18 protein-coding genes are annotated in these 17,560 nt (G+C 42.3%); 12 read left to right on the top strand and 6 right to left on the bottom strand.

The window, feature by feature from the left end:
* Positions 1–174: 174 nt before the first annotated feature.
* The 9 genes from G4D73_RS07150 to G4D73_RS07110 all read left to right on the top strand — a co-directional run bounded on the left by G4D73_RS07150 (position 175) and on the right by G4D73_RS07110 (position 9,699).
* Positions 175–936 carry a PP2C family protein-serine/threonine phosphatase gene (locus G4D73_RS07150; RefSeq protein WP_004842513.1) on the top strand — a complete coding sequence of 254 codons (762 nt, stop codon included), beginning with the start codon at positions 175–177 and terminating at the stop codon, positions 934–936.
* Positions 937–957: 21 nt separating this feature from the next.
* On the top strand, positions 958–1,158 hold the full coding sequence (locus G4D73_RS07145) for a DNA translocase FtsK (RefSeq protein ID WP_004842512.1): 201 nt from the start codon (positions 958–960) through the stop codon (positions 1,156–1,158).
* A gap of 23 nt (positions 1,159–1,181) precedes the next feature.
* Complete coding sequence (locus tag G4D73_RS07140; protein WP_071320468.1) at positions 1,182–2,825, top strand: McrB family protein; 1,644 nt, start codon at positions 1,182–1,184, stop codon at positions 2,823–2,825.
* A 1-nt stretch (position 2,826) separates the two neighbouring features.
* The gene (locus G4D73_RS07135) at positions 2,827–4,254 is read left to right on the top strand and encodes a 5-methylcytosine restriction system specificity protein McrC (RefSeq protein ID WP_004890055.1); all 1,428 of its coding nucleotides are present in this window, start codon (positions 2,827–2,829) and stop codon (positions 4,252–4,254) included.
* 160 nt (positions 4,255–4,414) lie between these two features.
* Positions 4,415–6,004 (top strand): peptide chain release factor 3, encoded by a 1,590-nt coding sequence (locus G4D73_RS07130; protein ID WP_168386726.1) that lies wholly within the window; start codon positions 4,415–4,417, stop codon positions 6,002–6,004.
* 111 nt (positions 6,005–6,115) lie between these two features.
* The gene (locus G4D73_RS07125; RefSeq protein ID WP_138743101.1) at positions 6,116–6,940 is read left to right on the top strand and encodes a hypothetical protein; all 825 of its coding nucleotides are present in this window, start codon (positions 6,116–6,118) and stop codon (positions 6,938–6,940) included.
* Positions 6,941–6,984: 44 nt separating this feature from the next.
* A complete protein-coding gene (locus tag G4D73_RS07120; RefSeq protein WP_086044113.1) occupies positions 6,985–7,947 on the top strand; it encodes an RsiV family protein in 963 nt (320 codons plus the stop codon).
* Positions 7,944–8,765: a TatD family hydrolase gene (locus G4D73_RS07115; RefSeq protein WP_086044112.1), complete on the top strand. Its 822-nt coding sequence runs from the start codon at positions 7,944–7,946 to the stop codon at positions 8,763–8,765. The genes G4D73_RS07120 and G4D73_RS07115 overlap by 4 nt, the downstream gene beginning before the upstream one ends.
* A 127-nt stretch (positions 8,766–8,892) precedes the next feature.
* Complete coding sequence (locus G4D73_RS07110) at positions 8,893–9,699, top strand: enoyl-ACP reductase FabI (protein ID WP_004647438.1); 807 nt, start codon at positions 8,893–8,895, stop codon at positions 9,697–9,699.
* 175 nt (positions 9,700–9,874) lie between these two features.
* Here G4D73_RS07110 and secB read toward each other — a convergent pair whose 3' ends face one another.
* The 4 genes from secB to rsgA form a co-directional block, all read right to left on the bottom strand.
* Positions 9,875–10,333 carry a protein-export chaperone SecB gene (gene secB, locus G4D73_RS07105; RefSeq protein ID WP_004647439.1) on the bottom strand — a complete coding sequence of 153 codons (459 nt, stop codon included), beginning with the start codon at positions 10,331–10,333 and terminating at the stop codon, positions 9,875–9,877.
* A 38-nt stretch (positions 10,334–10,371) separates the two neighbouring features.
* Positions 10,372–10,626 carry a glutaredoxin 3 gene (gene grxC / locus G4D73_RS07100; protein ID WP_004278388.1) on the bottom strand — a complete coding sequence of 85 codons (255 nt, stop codon included), beginning with the start codon at positions 10,624–10,626 and terminating at the stop codon, positions 10,372–10,374.
* A gap of 21 nt (positions 10,627–10,647) precedes the next feature.
* The gene (locus G4D73_RS07095; protein WP_004647440.1) at positions 10,648–11,055 is read right to left on the bottom strand and encodes a rhodanese-like domain-containing protein; all 408 of its coding nucleotides are present in this window, start codon (positions 11,053–11,055) and stop codon (positions 10,648–10,650) included.
* 93 nt (positions 11,056–11,148) lie between these two features.
* On the bottom strand, positions 11,149–12,207 hold the full coding sequence (rsgA, locus tag G4D73_RS07090; protein ID WP_213687697.1) for a ribosome small subunit-dependent GTPase A: 1,059 nt from the start codon (positions 12,205–12,207) through the stop codon (positions 11,149–11,151).
* Positions 12,208–12,332: 125 nt separating this feature from the next.
* On the opposite strand from rsgA, the gene orn reads away from it, so the two are divergent.
* Positions 12,333–12,890: an oligoribonuclease gene (gene orn / locus G4D73_RS07085; protein WP_044109923.1), complete on the top strand. Its 558-nt coding sequence runs from the start codon at positions 12,333–12,335 to the stop codon at positions 12,888–12,890.
* A gap of 36 nt (positions 12,891–12,926) precedes the next feature.
* Here orn and G4D73_RS07080 read toward each other — a convergent pair whose 3' ends face one another.
* Positions 12,927–13,178: a hypothetical protein gene (locus tag G4D73_RS07080; protein WP_213687696.1), complete on the bottom strand. Its 252-nt coding sequence runs from the start codon at positions 13,176–13,178 to the stop codon at positions 12,927–12,929.
* Between the two features lie 182 nt (positions 13,179–13,360).
* On the opposite strand from G4D73_RS07080, the gene G4D73_RS07075 reads away from it, so the two are divergent.
* Both G4D73_RS07075 and G4D73_RS07070 read left to right on the top strand, forming a co-directional pair.
* Positions 13,361–14,131 (top strand): ThiF family adenylyltransferase, encoded by a 771-nt coding sequence (locus tag G4D73_RS07075; protein ID WP_129716334.1) that lies wholly within the window; start codon positions 13,361–13,363, stop codon positions 14,129–14,131.
* A 98-nt stretch (positions 14,132–14,229) separates the two neighbouring features.
* On the top strand, positions 14,230–16,065 hold the full coding sequence (locus G4D73_RS07070; RefSeq protein WP_213687695.1) for a tetratricopeptide repeat protein: 1,836 nt from the start codon (positions 14,230–14,232) through the stop codon (positions 16,063–16,065).
* Between the two features lie 66 nt (positions 16,066–16,131).
* Here the strand turns inward: G4D73_RS07070 and G4D73_RS07065 are convergent, their stop codons facing one another.
* Entirely contained in the window at positions 16,132–17,550 is a 1,419-nt protein-coding gene (locus G4D73_RS07065) for an efflux transporter outer membrane subunit (RefSeq protein WP_213687694.1), read from the bottom strand.
* Positions 17,551–17,560 lie beyond the last annotated feature (10 nt).

Here is a 17,560-nt window from a genome sequence, read left to right as displayed (position 1 = left end):
AAAATATTTAGTTACATTTTTACTTAAACAGTTAAACATGAATGAGAATTAAAAAGCGTAAAGTAAGTTTTAAATTAAATAATTCATTATTAATCAGTAACTTATACAAAATTTTTCTTGATTGTGTTATCGGGTTTTGGTAAAAAAAGTACTATTAAGTTTGAGATCAATGTGATGAGTACTTTTGAAATGCAAGGTCTGACATGGAAGGCGAGGTCAAAGTATCAACAAGATGCCATTTTGATTGAAAATAAAGTTATTCAACATGATGGACTCATCACTAAACTGTATAGCCATTCTGAAAAAGAACAGTGGTGTGTTGCTGTAGCGGATGGGATTAGCAATAGTCCAGTAGCTGAGCAAGCAGCCTATACAGTTTTAAATGCTTTAATGCAAAATAAAAAGATAGAAACTTGTCAAGCATTTACCATTCAGCAGTATCTTGTTGATCAATTAGCACATCAAAAAAATAGTTTTGGAGCCAGTTCAACACTTGCACTCATTCAAAATAATGGCGAACAAGGTTTTGTGACAATTCAACATATTGGGGATAGTCGAGTATATTTGTTTAGCCAGCATGATCAAAAGTGGCACTGCCTGACGAGAGATCATAATTATCTTGAACAGTTAAGAGAAAATGGCGAGATAAAAGAAGGGGGAAACTATGCCAGTATTTATGGTGCATTATTACAATACTTTTGTGCTGATCCTTTGCATGAAGTGATGGATTTTACAACAACAGAAGAATATTTGACTGAGAATGATGCCTTATTAGTTTGTACCGATGGTGTGCATGATGTGATGGAGTGTACGGAATGGCCTGCTTTAAAAGTAGATATGGAACTTCGAGCATGGTTACTCGACATGAAAGCGTCATTAGATTCGAAACAGGCGTATGACAATGTCAGCATGATCTTAGTACGAGCAAAAATTTAATTCATTGAGAATGGGGGAATTATGCAATCAGACGATCTTTTTGAACGTGCCAAATTATTCATAGAGGAAGTAGGTGTCGTTTCGGTATCGAGTTTACAACGTAAGTTTTTAATTGGACATACTCAAGCAGAACAAGTGCTAAATCAGTTAATTGAAGAGAATATTTGTGAGAGCCACTTTGTTCAAGAGCAAGGCTATATTTTAAAAAAAATTTCGAAGTAAGGTAATTTAGAAAAGGATACGGTATGTCGATCAGATTAAAAAATCTTTATAAGCTTTTGATTGAGAATAGGAAGCATGAAGTTTTGGGATGGAATAAAGCATATAAAAATTTTTATAATCAGGTCGAAAAAAAACGAGAATGCATAAAACAAGGAGAAACATTATCAGAGAGGGATGAAAATTTTCTACAGCAGCTTCTCTATGATAAAAATAATGGTATTGCTTCTCGTGGGCAGTCGACTTTGAGTGAAATCGACTTCCGTAAGGTTATTAAAAATAAAGAATTTTTAACAGCCTTAGAACAATTGATTCTTGAGCCTAATATAAGAAGCTACAAAATATTTCAAGATCATTGGTCTGAATATATAGAAAAAAATAATCCAGTGCTTGTTAATAGGGTAGTTGCTGCATGTACTCTTGATGTTTCTACAACGGTAGACTCAGGTAAATTTAACCAAGTTTTTAGTTGGTTAATGCGTGAAAAAATTATTCCAATTTATCCAGATAGTGAACCTAAAGATTGGTTTTCAAAAAATCAATTTTTGATGGAGATTTTGAAACAGGTATTCAGTGAAGAGATGCAGAATCAAGAGACAGACGAATTTTTTTTAAGCCAGTTTGTTTGGGAGCTCTATGAAAATTTGTCAAACCCATTCAGTTTAAAAAAACAAATTATTAAATACGGTGCTCCTGGAACAGGTAAGACTTTTCAGGCTCGTCAGCAAACTTCACTTTTGTTTGATATTTGGAAAGAGGAGTTTGCTCCTGATACTGATTTTACTCATCAAGGTCAGATTGAGTTAGTGCAATTCCATCCGTCTTTCAGCTATGAGGATTTCATTGAAGGACTACGCCCTATTTTAGATGAGAATGGACAAGCCCAATTAACATTACAGAATGGGATTTTTAAAGAGTTTTGTTTAAAGGCTGGTAAATGGGAAATTGATGTATTTAATTTGCATCTAGATAAAGAATGGGATGAGATAAAAATCCTTGATTTACATCCTTATAAAGATCAACTCAGTAATTCATATTGGGACTATATCTTTAGAGTAGAGGACCAAACTAAATTAGTTTCTAATGCTATCCCTCCATTCTTTTTTATTATTGATGAAATTAACCGTGCGGAATTATCTCGTGTTTTTGGCGAGTTAATGTACTGCTTAGAATATCGTGGTGTTAAGGGCAGTGTTAAAACCCAATATGCTAATTTGAATACGAAGAAAACAGGCATACTGGAATTAGGACAGACCTATCAATTTTTCATTCCTACCAATATATATTTAATTGGCACAATGAATACGATTGATAGAAGTGTGGAAAGTTTTGACTTCGCTCTTCGGCGTAGATTTTCTTGGCAAGAGGTGAAGCCAGATACAAGGTTGTTGAAATTCTACCTTTCAGAGCATTGTGCTAAATGGATTGAATTAGCAAGTAGTCTTGAAGAGCTTAATGAAAATATAAAAGCTCAAGCTTTACTTGGTAATGATTACCAGATTGGGCATGCTTATTTAATGAATTTGAAATACCCTAAAAGTTTAAGCTTAACTGAGGTGAAAGCTTTGATTTGGGAAGATAGTATCAGACCATTGTTGCAAGAATATTTACGTGGTACAGGTGAAGAAGCAGAGTTAATAAGATCTTTTAGTAAATCTTTTGGGGTCTAATGTGTGGCTCTTTAATGTCATTAAAAATGGAACTCTGGTCGACAATCAAATTTATACAGTTCAAGATGGAATACTGTATAACCGACGATTAGATAACCCTGTTAAGCTAAATAAAAGGGCTAGTGGACAATGGACGTATCCTTATAATAACGACCAAGCAGTTTGGCACTTTATTAATAGGTTATCTACTGATGTCAATGATTCCTTAATGGAGCGTGGTGCTGATGCTTTGGTTCTCTTTAACGATAGTGAATATGAGCATAATACTGATGACGCTTTATTAAGAGTTAGTGGTATTAATGCAGCTAACTTTACTCTTACCACAGGAAATCTTATTGGCTTTATTAAGCAGGGAGATTATTCATTAAAGATTAGTTCGCGATTTGGGGATAATTTCTTAAGATTTATTATAGCTGACGCTGACGGATTTCTTGAACTGGAGAATTTCGGAGGTCAAAATATAGGGGAGGGTTATGAATGGCTCCTTGCATATCTTTGGAACATTAAATTTAAGCGGGCGTATCGATTAGGGCTTCCAAAAACATATATAACAAAAAATGAGAAGTTAGGGCGAGTGCGTGGGAAGATTGATGTTGTTGATTATTTTAACAATAAGATGTTAGGAAAACATTTATGTAGTTATAGAGAGCATAGCTATGAAAACCCTTCAGCTTCACTTTTCCTTGCTGCTTATGAAATTATAGAACATTACTCATTTTGTCAGCATACGAGGAATATCTATAATACATTTCTTATTGCTAATAAAGGGATAAAAAGGACGAGACAGGAGATTTTGCGAACGCAATATTTCACAAATCCATTTTATAATGATTACAACGTTCTTATAGATTTATCTAAGAAAATCATAAGTCAAAAAAGTTCGGATTTTAGTTCAGATGAAGCATCGAGCTCATTTCTATTTGATGTATCTATGCTTTTTGAATATTTTATTCGTAAGTTAATAAAAAGAGCAGGAATAATTGTGCGTAGTAAATATGCGCAAATTCATAAAATATCAGCAGGTATCAATACTGGATATATGAGGAAATTAGAGCCAGATCTTGTTCTGGAAAGTGCTGAAGGTCTTTATATATTTGATGTTAAATATAAAACTTTCGACAGTAGATTTGGCGTAGGTCGAGAGGATCTATTTCAGCTCCATACTTACATAGGTCAATACGCTAATGAGGCGAAAATCAAAGGATGTGGCTTTATATATCCAATATCAGAGAAAAGATGGGCATCACTTCATTTAGACAGTACTAATGGAGTAATTTCTACTAATATAAAACAACATGGCGTGGATATTCCTTTTCATGTTGTATTCTTTAAAATTACTGAATGTGATTTAGAATTTAATCTGTCGATGAGGAATGAGTGTTTAGATTTTTGTACACGCTTAAAAGAAAAAATTATACAAATGGTTTAACTTACTTTCAGTAATAGGATCTAGATTCTTCAATAGACAAGACTTGAATATAGCGAGTTTAAATCTGCTACAATTGCGCCAATTTTGAATTCCCACTTTTCAGTTTTAGTACATATTTAGAAATGTGTACATAACTGTGTACATATTGTAGATTTTTCTCATGTTTAAAGATCAATTAGCGAGAGAGGTAAAGGCTCGTAGAACCTTTGCTATTATTTCCCACCCCGATGCCGGTAAAACCACCATGACAGAAAAATTGCTGTTATGGGGTCAGGCTATTCAGGTGGCCGGGATGGTAAAAAGCCGTAAATCTGACCGGGCCGCAACATCGGACTGGATGGAAATGGAAAAAGAGCGTGGTATCTCGATTACCACCTCGGTGATGCAATTTCCTTTTAAAGACAAGATGATTAATCTTCTGGACACCCCGGGACATGAAGACTTCTCGGAAGATACCTACCGTACCCTAACCGCGGTAGACTCGGCGCTGATGGTGATTGATGGTGCAAAAGGTGTCGAAGACCGAACCATTAAATTGATGGAAGTGTGTCGTATGCGCGATACCCCGATCATCTCATTCGTCAACAAAATGGACCGTGAAATCCGTGAACCGCTTGAGCTTCTGGATGAAATCGAAAACGTTCTGAAAATTAAATGTGTTCCGATCACCTGGCCGCTCGGTACTGGCCGAGATTTTGCCGGTGTATTCAATTTAATCGAAGAAAAATTCTACGTGTATAAAGCCGGTTTCGGTTCAGTCATTACCGAGATCGAAGTGCGAGATGGTTATGACTATCCTGATCTTCGTGAGAAAGTGGGTGAACTGGCTTGGGCGGCATTTGAAGAATCGCTGGAACTGGTACAAATGGCCAATGAGCCTTTAGATCGTGAAGAATTCCTGGCCGGTCGTCAAACGCCTGTGTTGTTCGGTACAGCCTTGGGTAACTTTGGTGTCGACCATGTTCTGGATGCCTTCAGTCAATATGCACCATCTCCTAAAGCCCATCCGACCCAAGATCGTGTTGTAGAAGCGGATGAAGAAGGCTTTACCGGTTTTGTCTTCAAGATTCAGGCCAATATGGATCCGAAACACCGTGACCGTATTGCCTTCATGCGGATCTGTTCAGGCAAGTATGAAAAAGGCTTGAAGATGAAGCATGTACGTTTGGATAAAGATGTGCGCATCAGTGATGCCTTAACTTTCCTGGCCGGTGATCGTCAGCATCTGGAAGAAGCTTGGCCGGGTGATATTATTGGTCTGCATAACCATGGCACCATCCAGATTGGCGATACATTTACCTCGGGTGAGAAACTTCAGTTTACCGGTATTCCGCACTTTGCGCCGGAAATGTTCCGTCGTGTCCGCTTGAAGGATCCATTAAAATCCAAGCAGTTGCAAAAAGGTCTGAAAGAACTTTCAGAAGAAGGCGCGACCCAGGTATTCATGCCGCAGAATAACAACGACCTGATCGTGGGTGCGGTGGGTGTGCTACAGTTTGAAGTGGTGGCTTACCGTCTGAAAGAAGAATACAAGGTTGATTGTGTTTACGAACCGGTCAGTATCAACACAGTGCGTTGGGTATCTTGTGATGACGAGAAGAAATTCAACGAATTCAAGAAAAAAGCCCATGACCAGTTGTCTGTCGATGGTGGAGGTCATTTGACTTATCTTGCACCAAGCCGGGTGAATTTACAGCTCATGCAAGAACGTTATCCGGACATCGTGTTCCACAATACGCGTGAACACTAAAATTTCAGGCTTCGCAGCTAAAGTTTAAAAATATCAAACAGCTTCTCCGGAAGCTGTTTTATTTTATGCTACATTTAAGCAATTAATAACTCGATAGATATAGCAAAGAGAATGAAGCTCAGCAAGGAAGTCGTCCTCGGTTCTGTGATTGGTTTAAGTCTTGTCCTGAGTGGCTGTGATCAAAGCGAAAAAGAGCCTGTTAATACTCCGGAAAATGAGCAAATCACCGCAGCTCAGCAGACCGCAGATGTTTTGCCTTATCTGAATATTCAAGAGCAGCCGGCTAAAATTGCCTTGCCATTTTGTGAAAATAAAAACTGTATCAATCTGGATATTCAGACCTTGCATACGGTTGATCCATGGATGAACCAATGGATTGAAAAGCAGCAGGCCAAAGTGATTCAGGATCAAATCGGCTTGAAACAGGACATGAATTTACAGCAGGCGATCAATGCCTATGTAAAAAAATCGGATGCGTGGCAGGCGCAGCTCAATCTGAACAAGGCTTATGAGTTATCGCTATATACCCGTATTCCTTACCAACGCAATCAATATGTATTGATGCAGATTGGGGTCGATACCAAACAGGAAAATGTCAGCGTGCATGAGCGCTATTATTTTTTTGTGGCTGATCGTCGCCAGCAGAAAATGCTAACCCCACTGGATATTGTCGATCCTAAGCAACAGTTAGTAATGGATCAGATTATTCAGCAAGCCTATGATACATGGCTCAAAGAAAACGATCAGCAAGTTCAGCAGAAAGCGCCGAAAAAACTGTATTGGGGACAGGCTGACTGGTTCTTTGATCAGGAAGGCATTGGGCTGCATTTTCGCAGCCATGAAATTAGCAAAGATGCCAAACAACTGGATATTTATTTAACAAAACAACAAACACAACAGGTCTTGAAAGCTGATATCTATCAGCATATGTTTTAAAGCTCATGATCCTGCAAGCGTACAGGTTCCAAAAAGGTGAATGAATGCCAAAATACAAGAATATCTTTTGTCTATCCATCCTGGCATCAGCGATCTTGCTGAGTGCCTGTCAGCCGAAGAGTAATGAGCCGGAAGAATCAAGTGCTTCCGAGGTGCTACAAGCCGAAGCTGAAGCACTTAAACTCAGCGGCGATACCGAAAAGCTCAAGCTGGCGATTCCAGAATGTGAAGACAAAAGCTGTCCGGAAATTTCGATCGAACGTCTGAACAGTAATCAGAGCTTTATTGATGAATGGATCGACCAGCAGATTCTGCAACAGTTGAAAAATATCCTGTCTCTTGATGCGATTGAACCGGCAAAAGTGAGCGCTGCCAGCGAAGCAGACGTTGCCGCCTCTGAACCCAAAGCTGCTTTAGCAACAGTGGTGACACCAAAACAGCAGCTTGAGCAGCAAACTCAACCTTATATGCAAACTTTCTTGAATCTGGATAAAGAGCTCAAGGCCCTGAGTGCCAGTCATAGTATTAGCCTGATGATTAAGCCCAAGATTTTGAATTCAGGAGATCCTTTGGCGACCGTGGTTCTGAACAGCAGTTATTATCTGGGAGGAGCACACGGCGCATCTGCACAGACTTATTATAATTTTGATCTGGAGCAGAAAAAACTGGTCAAGCTGGATGACATTATTGCGGCCAAACAGAAAGCCCAACTGGAAGCGCGTGCTTATGATGCGTTTAAAAACTGGGTGGTAGAATCCAATCTGGCCAAAGATGTGGCGGAATATGAACAAGCCTGGAAGTTCAAGCTTACTGATAATTTTTATCTGGCCCAGCAAGGTCTGGTCTTGCAATATGCCGAATATGAAATTGGGCCATATGTAGTTGGCTTGCCACGTTTAATGATTCCTTATGAACAGCTACAAGGTGTGCTGAAACCTGAATATTTGCCTCAAACTGAAAAAGCTGCCTCTGAGGCACAGCCAGCGCCTGCTGAAAAAACTAAATGACCTTAAAACTGTTTGATACGCATACCCATTTTGATGTTCCCGATTTTGATCCTGATCGGGAACAGTTGGCGTATGCGGCAAAAGCGGCAGGTGTCGAGCATCTGGTTTTAATTGGTTTTTTGCAAAACCGTTTTGCTGATCTGTTAGGAACTCACGACTTTATCAATGACCTGGGAAATGCACCGCAAAGTCATTTAGCCCCGGGCTTGCATCCATTTTATATTGAACAGCATCAGACTGATCATTTACAGGAGCTGGAACAGCTGCTTAAAAATGAGCATTGTATTGCCATTGGCGAAATCGGTCTGGATACCTTTTTAAAACAGCACAAACAGGCTGAAATTTTCCAGAAGCAAAAAGATTTTTTTGCTGCACAGCTGGAACTGGCGCAGCAATTCGATAAGCCGGTTTTGCTGCATATCCGTAAGTCACATGCGGAGGTTTTGCAGATTTTAAAACAACAGCAGTTTAAACAGGGCGGCATTGCGCATGCCTTTGGTGGTGGGATTGAGGAAGCCAAGGCCTTTATCAAATTAGGATTCAAACTGGGCATCACCGGGCAAATCACCAATCTAAATGCCAAAAAACTTCATCAAGTGGTGCAGTATGTCGGACCAGAACATCTGGTATTGGAAACTGACTGTCCGGATATGACGCCACTCTGTTGTCAAAGCTCGACCGAGCAACGTACCCGAAATACACCTGCAAATTTACCTTATGTGCTGCAAGGACTGGCAAAGAGTCTACATATGCACAAAGAGGAACTGGCTGAACAGCTCTGGCAAAATACTCATCAGGCCCTGCATCTGGCCATTTAATTTAACGCTCTTAACTCGGTCTTAAATTCCCGGTTCATCATAAATAGAAAAAAAGGTGCATTATGCAATTTCTAAAATGCTCCAGACTTGGCATCATGCCATATACATTTTTTTAGGTGAGATTCACATGGCACAAGGACTTTTGGCGGGTAAGCGCTTCTTGATCGCGGGCATTGCGAGTAAATTATCGATTGCTTTTGGTATTGCCCAGGCATTGCATCGTGAAGGTGCTGAATTGGCTTTTACTTATCCAAATGAAAAGCTGAAAAAGCGGGTAGATGACTTTGCTGAACAGTTTGGTTCGAAACTGGTTTTTCCTTGTGATGTGGCAGTCGATGCTGAAATTGACCATGCATTTGCCGAACTGGCTAAACACTGGGATGGTCTGGACGGCGTAGTGCATTCTATCGGTTTTGCACCGGCACATACGCTAGATGGTGACTTCACCGAGATCACGGATCGTGAAGGCTTTAATATTGCACATGACATCAGTGCTTATAGCTTTATTGCAATGGCACGTGCGGCAAAACCTTTGCTGCAAGTCCGTCAAGGCTGTTTGCTGACATTGACCTATCAAGGTTCTGAGCGTGTAATGCCAAACTATAACGTGATGGGTATGGCCAAAGCCTCTTTAGAAGCAGGCGTACGTTATTTGGCGTCTAGCTTGGGTCAGGAAGGTATTCGTGTGAACGCGATCTCTGCGGGTCCAATCCGTACCTTGGCAGCTTCAGGTATTAAATCATTCCGTAAAATGCTTGACCTGAATGAGAAAGTTGCTCCATTAAAACGTAATGTGACGATTGAAGATGTCGGTAATGCTGCATTGTTCCTGTGCTCGCCATGGGCTAACGGGATTACTGGTGAAATCCTGTATGTTGATGCTGGTTTTAATACTGTTGGTATGAGCGCTGATTTGATGGCGGATGCGGAATAAATCCTATAAGTCCTCTCTCCCTCAGGGAAAGAGTTAGAGAGAGGGGAATGACTTCTTCCTCTGAGTGAGGAAATGATTAAAATCCCCCTCATTCCCCCTTTGATAAAGGGGGAGGCCACTCAAGGCAATAAAAAAGACCGCATAAGCGGTCTTTTTTAGATTTGAAGGATAGCGATTAAGCTTGACCATCCACAGCAGCGGCTTGCGCACGTTGCATATTGGCTTCAAATTCAGCATCGAAGTTGATTGGTGTAAGTAGCAACTGTGGGAAGCTGCCTTTAGTCACCATATCATTCACTGCTTCACGTAGGAACGGGAACAGGATGTTCGGACAGTATGCACCCAGGATATATGGAAGACGCTCTTCTTCAACACCATCCACCAAGAAAATACCAGCTTGAGTGACATCAACGATAAACGCGGTATCACCTTCGTTGGTCGCTTGAACCACGACTTTCAAAGCTACTTCAAAATGAGTTTCATCAATTTTTTCTGCAGAAGAAGAAAGATTGATGTTTAACTCAGGTTGCCATTGCTTGGTAAAAACTTGCGCCCCAGGAACTTCAAAAGAAATATCTTTGGTATAAATACGCTCTAATGCCAATTGTGGTTGAGCTTGTTGTTCTTCACTCATTTTTTGATCCTTAATATGAAGTGATAATTTTAGTAAGGTTAAGCCAGCAATTCATCAAGTTTGCCTTCACGCTCTAAAGCATAAAGTTGGTCAAAACCACCGATGAACTGATCATTAATAAAAATTTGTGGCACGGTACGGTGATTGGTACGCTGCATCAATTCAAGACGTACTTCAGGCGCTTCTTGAGACAAGTTAATCTCTTTATATGCCACACCCTTACGTTCCAGTAGCTGTTTTGCACGCACGCAATAAGGACACACTGTCGTCGAGTAAATAGTAACTTCAGCCATGATCAATCTCCTGTTCGTGGATTATTTGCTTTTCACCAAAGGTAAACCTTGAGCTTTCCAGTTGCTGACGCCGCCATCAAGACGGTAGGCATCGGCATGACCAACCTGCTGTAATGCAGTACCAGCCACCTGTCCAAGGTTACAAATGAACACCAAAGGGCGATCAGATGCTTTCAGCTCTTCAACATGTTTTGTAATCTGGCTATATGGAATATTACGGCTGCCGCTGATATGACCTTCACGGAAGTCTTTGGCATCACGTAGATCAACCAGCATGGCATTTTTTGCTTTGACTAAAATTCCCAGCGATTGCGGAGAAATTTTGCGACCGTTACGTTGACCTTCGATAATGAAGAACAAAACCACTAATACCGCGAGTGTTCCAAATAAGAAGGGGTGATTCCCCATAAACTCGAACCAACGTTCCACAATTCACCTAATTACAATTTTAAAATTGCCAAGAGTATAGCTCATAAATATGGTGATCAAAATCACCGCTTCAAGGGCCAAGGGTTAAGAAAATTAATTTTTTTGCTGTGCTTCAGTGATTTCGTCGATTAAACGTAAATAGCTGTCCAGTCGGCGCGGCAAAATTTCACCTTCGGCCGCAGCCTGACGCAAAGCACATTGTTTTTCATGCTTATGGGTACAGTTACGGAACTGACAATGGCCGAGCAGATTTTCAATTTCAGGAAAGCCGCTTTGTACCTTATCTAAAGTCAGATGCCACAGGCCAAATTCACGAATTCCCGGAGAGTCAATCAGGGCCGCACCTTCACCAAAACCGATCAAGCGCGTTGACGTCGTGGTGTGTTGACCGAGTGCCGAGTTTTCCGAAATAATATTGGTTTTCTGTGCGGCATCCGGCACGATCGCATTAATCAGCGTGCTTTTACCCACACCAGATTGACCGACGAAAGCCACCGTTTCATTTTCCAGACGATAAGACAGTGCAGTCAGGTCGCCATCGGATTGGGTCTGCATCACTTCATAACCGAGATCTTGATATTCTTGCAGCAGAGTCAGAATCGGATCGTTTTCTTTTAACAAATCGGCTTTATTCATCACCAGCAATGCAGGAATATCGGCATCGGCACAGGCCACCAGATAACGGTCGATCAGGCCCGGCGCTGGCTCAGGCAATGGTGCAAACACGATCACAATCAGTGAAATGTTGGCCGCTACCGGTTTAACCTTGTGATAGCGGTCGGGGCGTGTCAATAAGGATTTTCGGGGATGAATCGCGGTGATAATTCCTAAACCGGTATTCGGATCGGCTTGCCATTTGACCCGGTCACCCGTGACCAATAAATCCAGATTGGTTCGAGTATGACAGCGCCAGACGCTGTCCAGTTCAATCTCTTTCCAGAAAGGTTCAGGCTCACCATCGGCGACCACAGGTTTTTCAGGGTGAATGTCAGGGCGAGACAAAGCTTGCACTTCAAGTTGGCGGCCATAATGTTGCACCACTAAACCTTCAAGATCACTGGAGGTATCGAGATCTTCTTGACGTGTTTTCTGTTGTTTCTGAATGCGGCGCTGTTGTTGCTCTGTCAGACGACGCTTACGTATTAAGGCCATTCATATCCTAAAAAAACCGGGTAAATCAGATGGCAAAAATAGCATGAAGCAGCCCCCGAATGACACCCAAGATGTAATTAATTTGCTACTATAGTTGTTTTTAAAGCCAATAAGATTGCACATTTATGAGCAGCACCGCTGATACCCGCCTGATTTGGATTGACCTTGAAATGACAGGTCTAGACACAGACAATGATCAAATTATTGAAATTGCAACAATTGTAACCGATGACAATTTGAATATTTTGGCTGAAGGTCCTGTGCTTGCGGTACATCAGCCTGCACGTCTGTTAAATGCCATGGATGAGTGGAACACTCGCCAGCATGGTCAGTCCGGTTTGATTGAGCGTGTGCGTCGCAGTAAACTGACCGCTCAGGATGCCGAGCAGCAAACCCTTGAATTCCTGAAAAAATGGGTCAATCCAAAATCTTCACCGATGTGTGGTAACTCGATCTGTCAGGATCGTCGCTTCCTGCACCGTTTGATGCCTGAACTGGAACAGTATTTCCATTACCGTAATCTGGATGTCTCTTCAGTGAAAGAACTAGCCAAACGCTGGCGCCCGGAAATCATGAGCGGTCTCAAGAAAAATGCCTCGCATCTGGCGATGGATGATATTCGCGATTCGATTGCAGAACTGAAATATTATCGTCAATATTTCTTTATCATGAATAAAGACTAAATTCCGATGAATTGAAAAGAGGCGCAAGCCTCTTTTTTATTTTACTGAACTGGATTTTTTTCTAGCGTAAAACTGCTCCATGCTTTCAAAGCCTACCCACAAGAGCAATAACATGATCAGATGATTCTGTGTTTCATAACGATCGAAAATAACCAAGCCAAATAATCCTAAAGTCATTAAACGAATGAGAATGCTGAGATAATAATTTTTTTTCTTTTGGCTGATCAGAACATAAAAATAAAGTCCGATACAAAGCATGTTCAAACCCAAAAGGGTGTTAAATAGCATGACATTCCACTCCTTTGGGCCAAATGACATAGAATTAATTTGTTGATATTTTAATCAATCTCGAGTGGGTTGTCGCTCTCATCCAATCTGAATGTCATTTAAATCGATCAAAAATTTAGTGGCGGTAAAGAAAAGAGGATTTTGCTAAAATGATCCGGTATTTTTATTGCTATAGATGACCTATGACTGACCTGCTTCAAGATGATGAATATGACCGCCGTTTTGCTGGTGTTGCCAAAATTTATGGAGAAGACAGCTTTAACCATTATGAAAAAAGTCATGTGATGGTGATTGGCATCGGTGGTGTCGGTTCATGGGCAGTAGAAGCTCTGGCACGTAGCGGAATTGGCGAACTGACCTTGGTCGATATGGATGTGGTGGCGGCATCAAATATCAACCGCCAGTTACCTGCCATGAGTACCACCTTGGGTCATGAAAAAATTGAAGTTATGGCCGAGCGGTGTCGTGCAATTAATCCACGGATTAAAATCAATCTAATTGATGATTATCTGACGCCTGAGAATATCAAAGAAATTTTAGCTCCGACACCGGATCTGATTTTAGATTGCATCGATGATGTCAAAGCCAAATTTGCCCTGATGCTACATTGTCGCTTTAACAAGATTCCTTTAATTGTATCGGGCGGGGCAGGGGGTAAACTGGATCCACTGAAAATTCGTGTTGCAGATTTATCTAAAACCGAACAGGACCCGATGCTGGCCAAATTACGTGTCCAGTTACGTGCTAAAGGCATCTGTAAAAAGCCCAAAGAAAAATTCGGTATTACCTGTGTCTATTCCATCGATAATCCATTCTCCAGTGCCGATGTGTGTGCTAGTGCCGGCTTGCGCTGCGGTGGTTATGGTTCTGCCGTGGTGGTAACTTCAAGCTTTGCCATGGTTGCCGTGGCAGAAGGTTTGAAAAAGCTCGATAGTAAAAGAGCAAAAGCCTGATTTAAAAAATAAAAAGCACAATCTATGTGCTTTTTTTAAACTGGCGTTTAGAATGAAAGGATTCATTCGCAGAACAAAAATAATGTTTTGGAGCAGCTATGTGGTTCTTGCTGGTACTGATTTTGGGGATAGGGGCGTTGGCGATCTGGATGTGGAAACGTCCGGATCCGGTGAAACGTGATCAGGCGAAGGCTGTACAACATGATTTATGGATTGAGCAGATTGATGCTCAACTGAAACATGCAGCACGTTTGAGTTCAGATCCGGAATATCCGAATTATGAACGTGCCTATCAGATTTATCAGGGACTGGCTCAGCAACAGGAAATTCCACAAGCCTATGTAGGTATGGGCCTAATGCATCTGCAAGGTCTAGGGCATGAGCAAAATACTGAAAAAGCCATCAGCTACCTGGACAAAGCCTTTCGCTTGGGCAGTGATGAAGCAGCCTATCATTTGGGGCAGATTCATGAAGGGGAGGCGTATCAACAGGCTGACCCGGATAAAGCTCTGTACTGGTACCGACATGCGGTAGCACGTGGCAATCTGGATGCCCAGTACCGCATCACTGAACTTTCTTCTACCGAAGACCATCCTCAAAACGAGATGACTGCAGAAAAACAGCGTCTGGCATTATTCATTCAAAATGCCGGACAGGGTCATGCCAATTCGCAGTATCAGCTGGCCCAGTATTATCTGGCAGATTCAACAACCCAAGATTTAGTGCAAGGAATTCATTATCTGTTTCTGGCGGCACAGCAAGATCATTTGGCTGCCAATCAGCAAATCGCCGATGATTATGCGCATGGTCAGATTCTGCCCCAAGACCTGACGCAATCGCTGCAATTTATTAAACGTTGTATCAGTCTCGGTGACCAGAAAGGTCTGTATGACTATTATGCTGGTGTATTACAAGGTCGTATCGATACCGACCAGCGTCAGCGCGTGTTCCAGCATTTATTGCAGCAGTCCAAAGAACACGCCGATGCACACGCCAAGACCTTAATCGGACTGGCTTATTTTCATGGCTGGTATGTTGATAAAAATGAAACCATGGCATTTCGTTACTGGTCGGAAGCGGCCAACAGTCAGCATGCGCCTGCATTATGCATGATTGCTGCGCTGTATTTTGAGCAGCACCTGGTAGCCAATGAACCGCAAAAAGCATTTAAGTTATATCAGGCTGCCTATCAGCTTAGTCCTGATGATGTGTCTGCAGGGATGGGGCTGGCGCTGTGTTATTTAAACGGTATAGGCACAGTTAAAGATACGGGCAAAGCCACACAAATGATCCAGAACGCGGCACAACAGTATTGGCAGATTGTGGCTCAGTCTGAGGCGGATCTGATTTATAGCGTCGGCCGGTTTTATAGTCTGGCTGAATATCCATTGCCGACACGTGATAAAGCTGTCCAGTACCTCAATCAGGCGGTTGCGAAAGGTTCGAAAGAGGCGGCATGGTTCCTGTACCAAGCTCTGTCAGGCATTTATCCTGTGTTTATCAATAATGCAGAGTTGGCAAATCGCTATCTGCATCAGGCTGCACAATTGGGTCATGCCCAGGCACAAGCAGAATTGGGCTTGAAGTATCTTGAAGGGCAACAGATTGCGCAGGATATTGCCTTAGGCTTGAGCTATCTGCAAAAAGCAGCCGCTCAGCAGAATGGTGTGGCGCTAAATGCTCTGGGTGAAGCCTATGAGCAAGGTCAAGGTGTTGAGAGCAATATTGAGCAAGCCGTGCAGTATTATCAGCAGGCGGCAGCACAGGTGAATGCAGATGCCTATAGTCATCTTGGACGTTTATATATCAAGGGAATTGGCGTGGAGCGTGATATCGGAATCGCACAAGACTGGCTGGAAAAAGGCAGTTTGCTCGGGCATGAGCGATCCACTGAATTATTGAAAAATGTGAATGCGTATTTGCAAATGAAATAAACTGACTCAAATCATACGAGCTAAAAAACCGCTGTCGGGCAGCGGTTTTTTATGGATCAAGCTTTGTTAAGGTAATTGTTTAATCGGGCTACCACCCAATGCCTGCATCAAGGTGACATAGGCATTGTACTGGTTCTGTCTGGTTTGCACCAATGACAGCCGTGCATTGCGCGTGGTTTCCTGCGCATCCAGCAGGTTTTTCAAGGCCACTGCACCATTACGATAACGCACTTCAGTCAAGCGTTCAGTTCTTTCTGCCAGCTCAACATTGCGTTGCTGTAATGCAACCTGCTTAGTGAGCTCAGTACGATTCGACAAGGCATTTTCCACATCGGCAAAGGCCTCATACATGGTCTGGCGATATTGCATAATCGCTTTTTCGTATTCCAGCTCATTGACTTGCAGATCACGTTTCATGTCATTCCATTGCAGGAATGGCAAAGTCAGGCCAGCACCTAAAGTTGCAACCGGATTTTTCAGTGCATTGGAGAGGGACGTACTGCTGCCAATACCGGTGGTCAGATTACCGGTCAAACTAATGGATGGATAGTAGCTGGCTTTGTTGGCATCTTTATTGGCCAGTGCCTTACGCAAGCGCAGTTCAGTCGCTCGAAGGTCAGGACGACGTGACAATAAACTTGCCGGTAAGTCGGCCTGAATACTCGGCAATTGAATATTCGGTAAACGACTTGGCTCTTGAATCGCGAGCTGTTGAACCGGCATGTGCAGCAATACCGCGAGTCCGGTACGTGTTTCCACACGTTGCTGTTCAATCTGGCTTAAAGTCGCCTGTTGACTTTGAATTGCCTGTTCCGCCTGGGTTAAATCCAGACCGGATACTGCGCCGGCACGATATTGCACCCGCACCAGATCATAGGTTTTTTGCGCGGTCGCCAGATTTTGCTGTACCACACTATAACGTTCATTCAGATAAGCCAGTTGCCAGTACAATTGTGCCGTGGTGCCAATCAGGCTTTGTGCGGTTGCCTGCAAGTCTTCTTCAGAGGCCAGTGCTTCCCAGCGTGCCGCTTCAGTCTGATTGGCCAGTTTGCCAAACAGATCCAGTTCATAGCTTAAACCCGGATAACCCAGAGAAATACCGGTCGAAGAATCGCCACCACCATCTAGGCTAAAACGATGGCCCGTTGAAATTCTTGCATCACCGACACGAACGCCTTGCTGGCTTTGAGCCTGTCTGGCTTGAATGCGGGCCTGTTGTAAACTGATGCCAGCCACTGCCAGGTCGGTATTCTGCGCCAATACTTCATTCACCAAATTATTTAATTGCGGATCTTTAAATAAAGTCCACCATTGATCTGCCAGAATATCGGCATGAATCTGCTGACTAAGCACCTTATTGTTTTGAAAGCTGCCCGGCATATTGATCGCAGGCTGTTCATAGGGGGTTTTCACCACTGCGGCACAACCGACCAGCGAGCTTCCCAGCAACAGGGCACTGGCAAGCTTGGTTAAATTCATTTGCATATCAGATTCC

The sequence above is a fragment of the Acinetobacter sp. WY4 genome (genome assembly GCF_018438165.1).
GTDB lineage: Bacteria > Pseudomonadota > Gammaproteobacteria > Pseudomonadales > Moraxellaceae > Acinetobacter.
This window is presented reverse-complemented; position numbering and strand designations above follow the sequence as displayed.

Excerpts from the sequence above, each read along its gene's own strand:
- G4D73_RS07140 (WP_071320468.1), top strand. The coding sequence starts at position 1,182 with ATGTCGATCAGATTAAAAAATCTTTATAAGCTTTTGATTGAGAATAGG.
- G4D73_RS07070 (WP_213687695.1), top strand. The coding sequence starts at position 14,230 with ATGTGGTTCTTGCTGGTACTGATTTTGGGGATAGGGGCGTTGGCGATC.
- rsgA (WP_213687697.1), bottom strand. The coding sequence starts at position 12,207 with ATGGCCTTAATACGTAAGCGTCGTCTGACAGAGCAACAACAGCGCCGC.
- G4D73_RS07110 (WP_004647438.1), top strand. The coding sequence starts at position 8,893 with ATGGCACAAGGACTTTTGGCGGGTAAGCGCTTCTTGATCGCGGGCATT.
- G4D73_RS07120 (WP_086044113.1), top strand. The coding sequence starts at position 6,985 with ATGCCAAAATACAAGAATATCTTTTGTCTATCCATCCTGGCATCAGCG.
- G4D73_RS07125 (WP_138743101.1), top strand. The coding sequence starts at position 6,116 with ATGAAGCTCAGCAAGGAAGTCGTCCTCGGTTCTGTGATTGGTTTAAGT.
- G4D73_RS07080 (WP_213687696.1), bottom strand. The coding sequence starts at position 13,178 with ATGCTATTTAACACCCTTTTGGGTTTGAACATGCTTTGTATCGGACTT.
- grxC (WP_004278388.1), bottom strand. The coding sequence starts at position 10,626 with ATGGCTGAAGTTACTATTTACTCGACGACAGTGTGTCCTTATTGCGTG.
- G4D73_RS07065 (WP_213687694.1), bottom strand. The coding sequence starts at position 17,550 with ATGCAAATGAATTTAACCAAGCTTGCCAGTGCCCTGTTGCTGGGAAGC.
- G4D73_RS07075 (WP_129716334.1), top strand. The coding sequence starts at position 13,361 with ATGACTGACCTGCTTCAAGATGATGAATATGACCGCCGTTTTGCTGGT.
- G4D73_RS07115 (WP_086044112.1), top strand. The coding sequence starts at position 7,944 with ATGACCTTAAAACTGTTTGATACGCATACCCATTTTGATGTTCCCGAT.
- secB (WP_004647439.1), bottom strand. The coding sequence starts at position 10,333 with ATGAGTGAAGAACAACAAGCTCAACCACAATTGGCATTAGAGCGTATT.
- G4D73_RS07145 (WP_004842512.1), top strand. The coding sequence starts at position 958 with ATGCAATCAGACGATCTTTTTGAACGTGCCAAATTATTCATAGAGGAA.
- G4D73_RS07150 (WP_004842513.1), top strand. The coding sequence starts at position 175 with ATGAGTACTTTTGAAATGCAAGGTCTGACATGGAAGGCGAGGTCAAAG.
- G4D73_RS07130 (WP_168386726.1), top strand. The coding sequence starts at position 4,415 with ATGTTTAAAGATCAATTAGCGAGAGAGGTAAAGGCTCGTAGAACCTTT.
- orn (WP_044109923.1), top strand. The coding sequence starts at position 12,333 with ATGAGCAGCACCGCTGATACCCGCCTGATTTGGATTGACCTTGAAATG.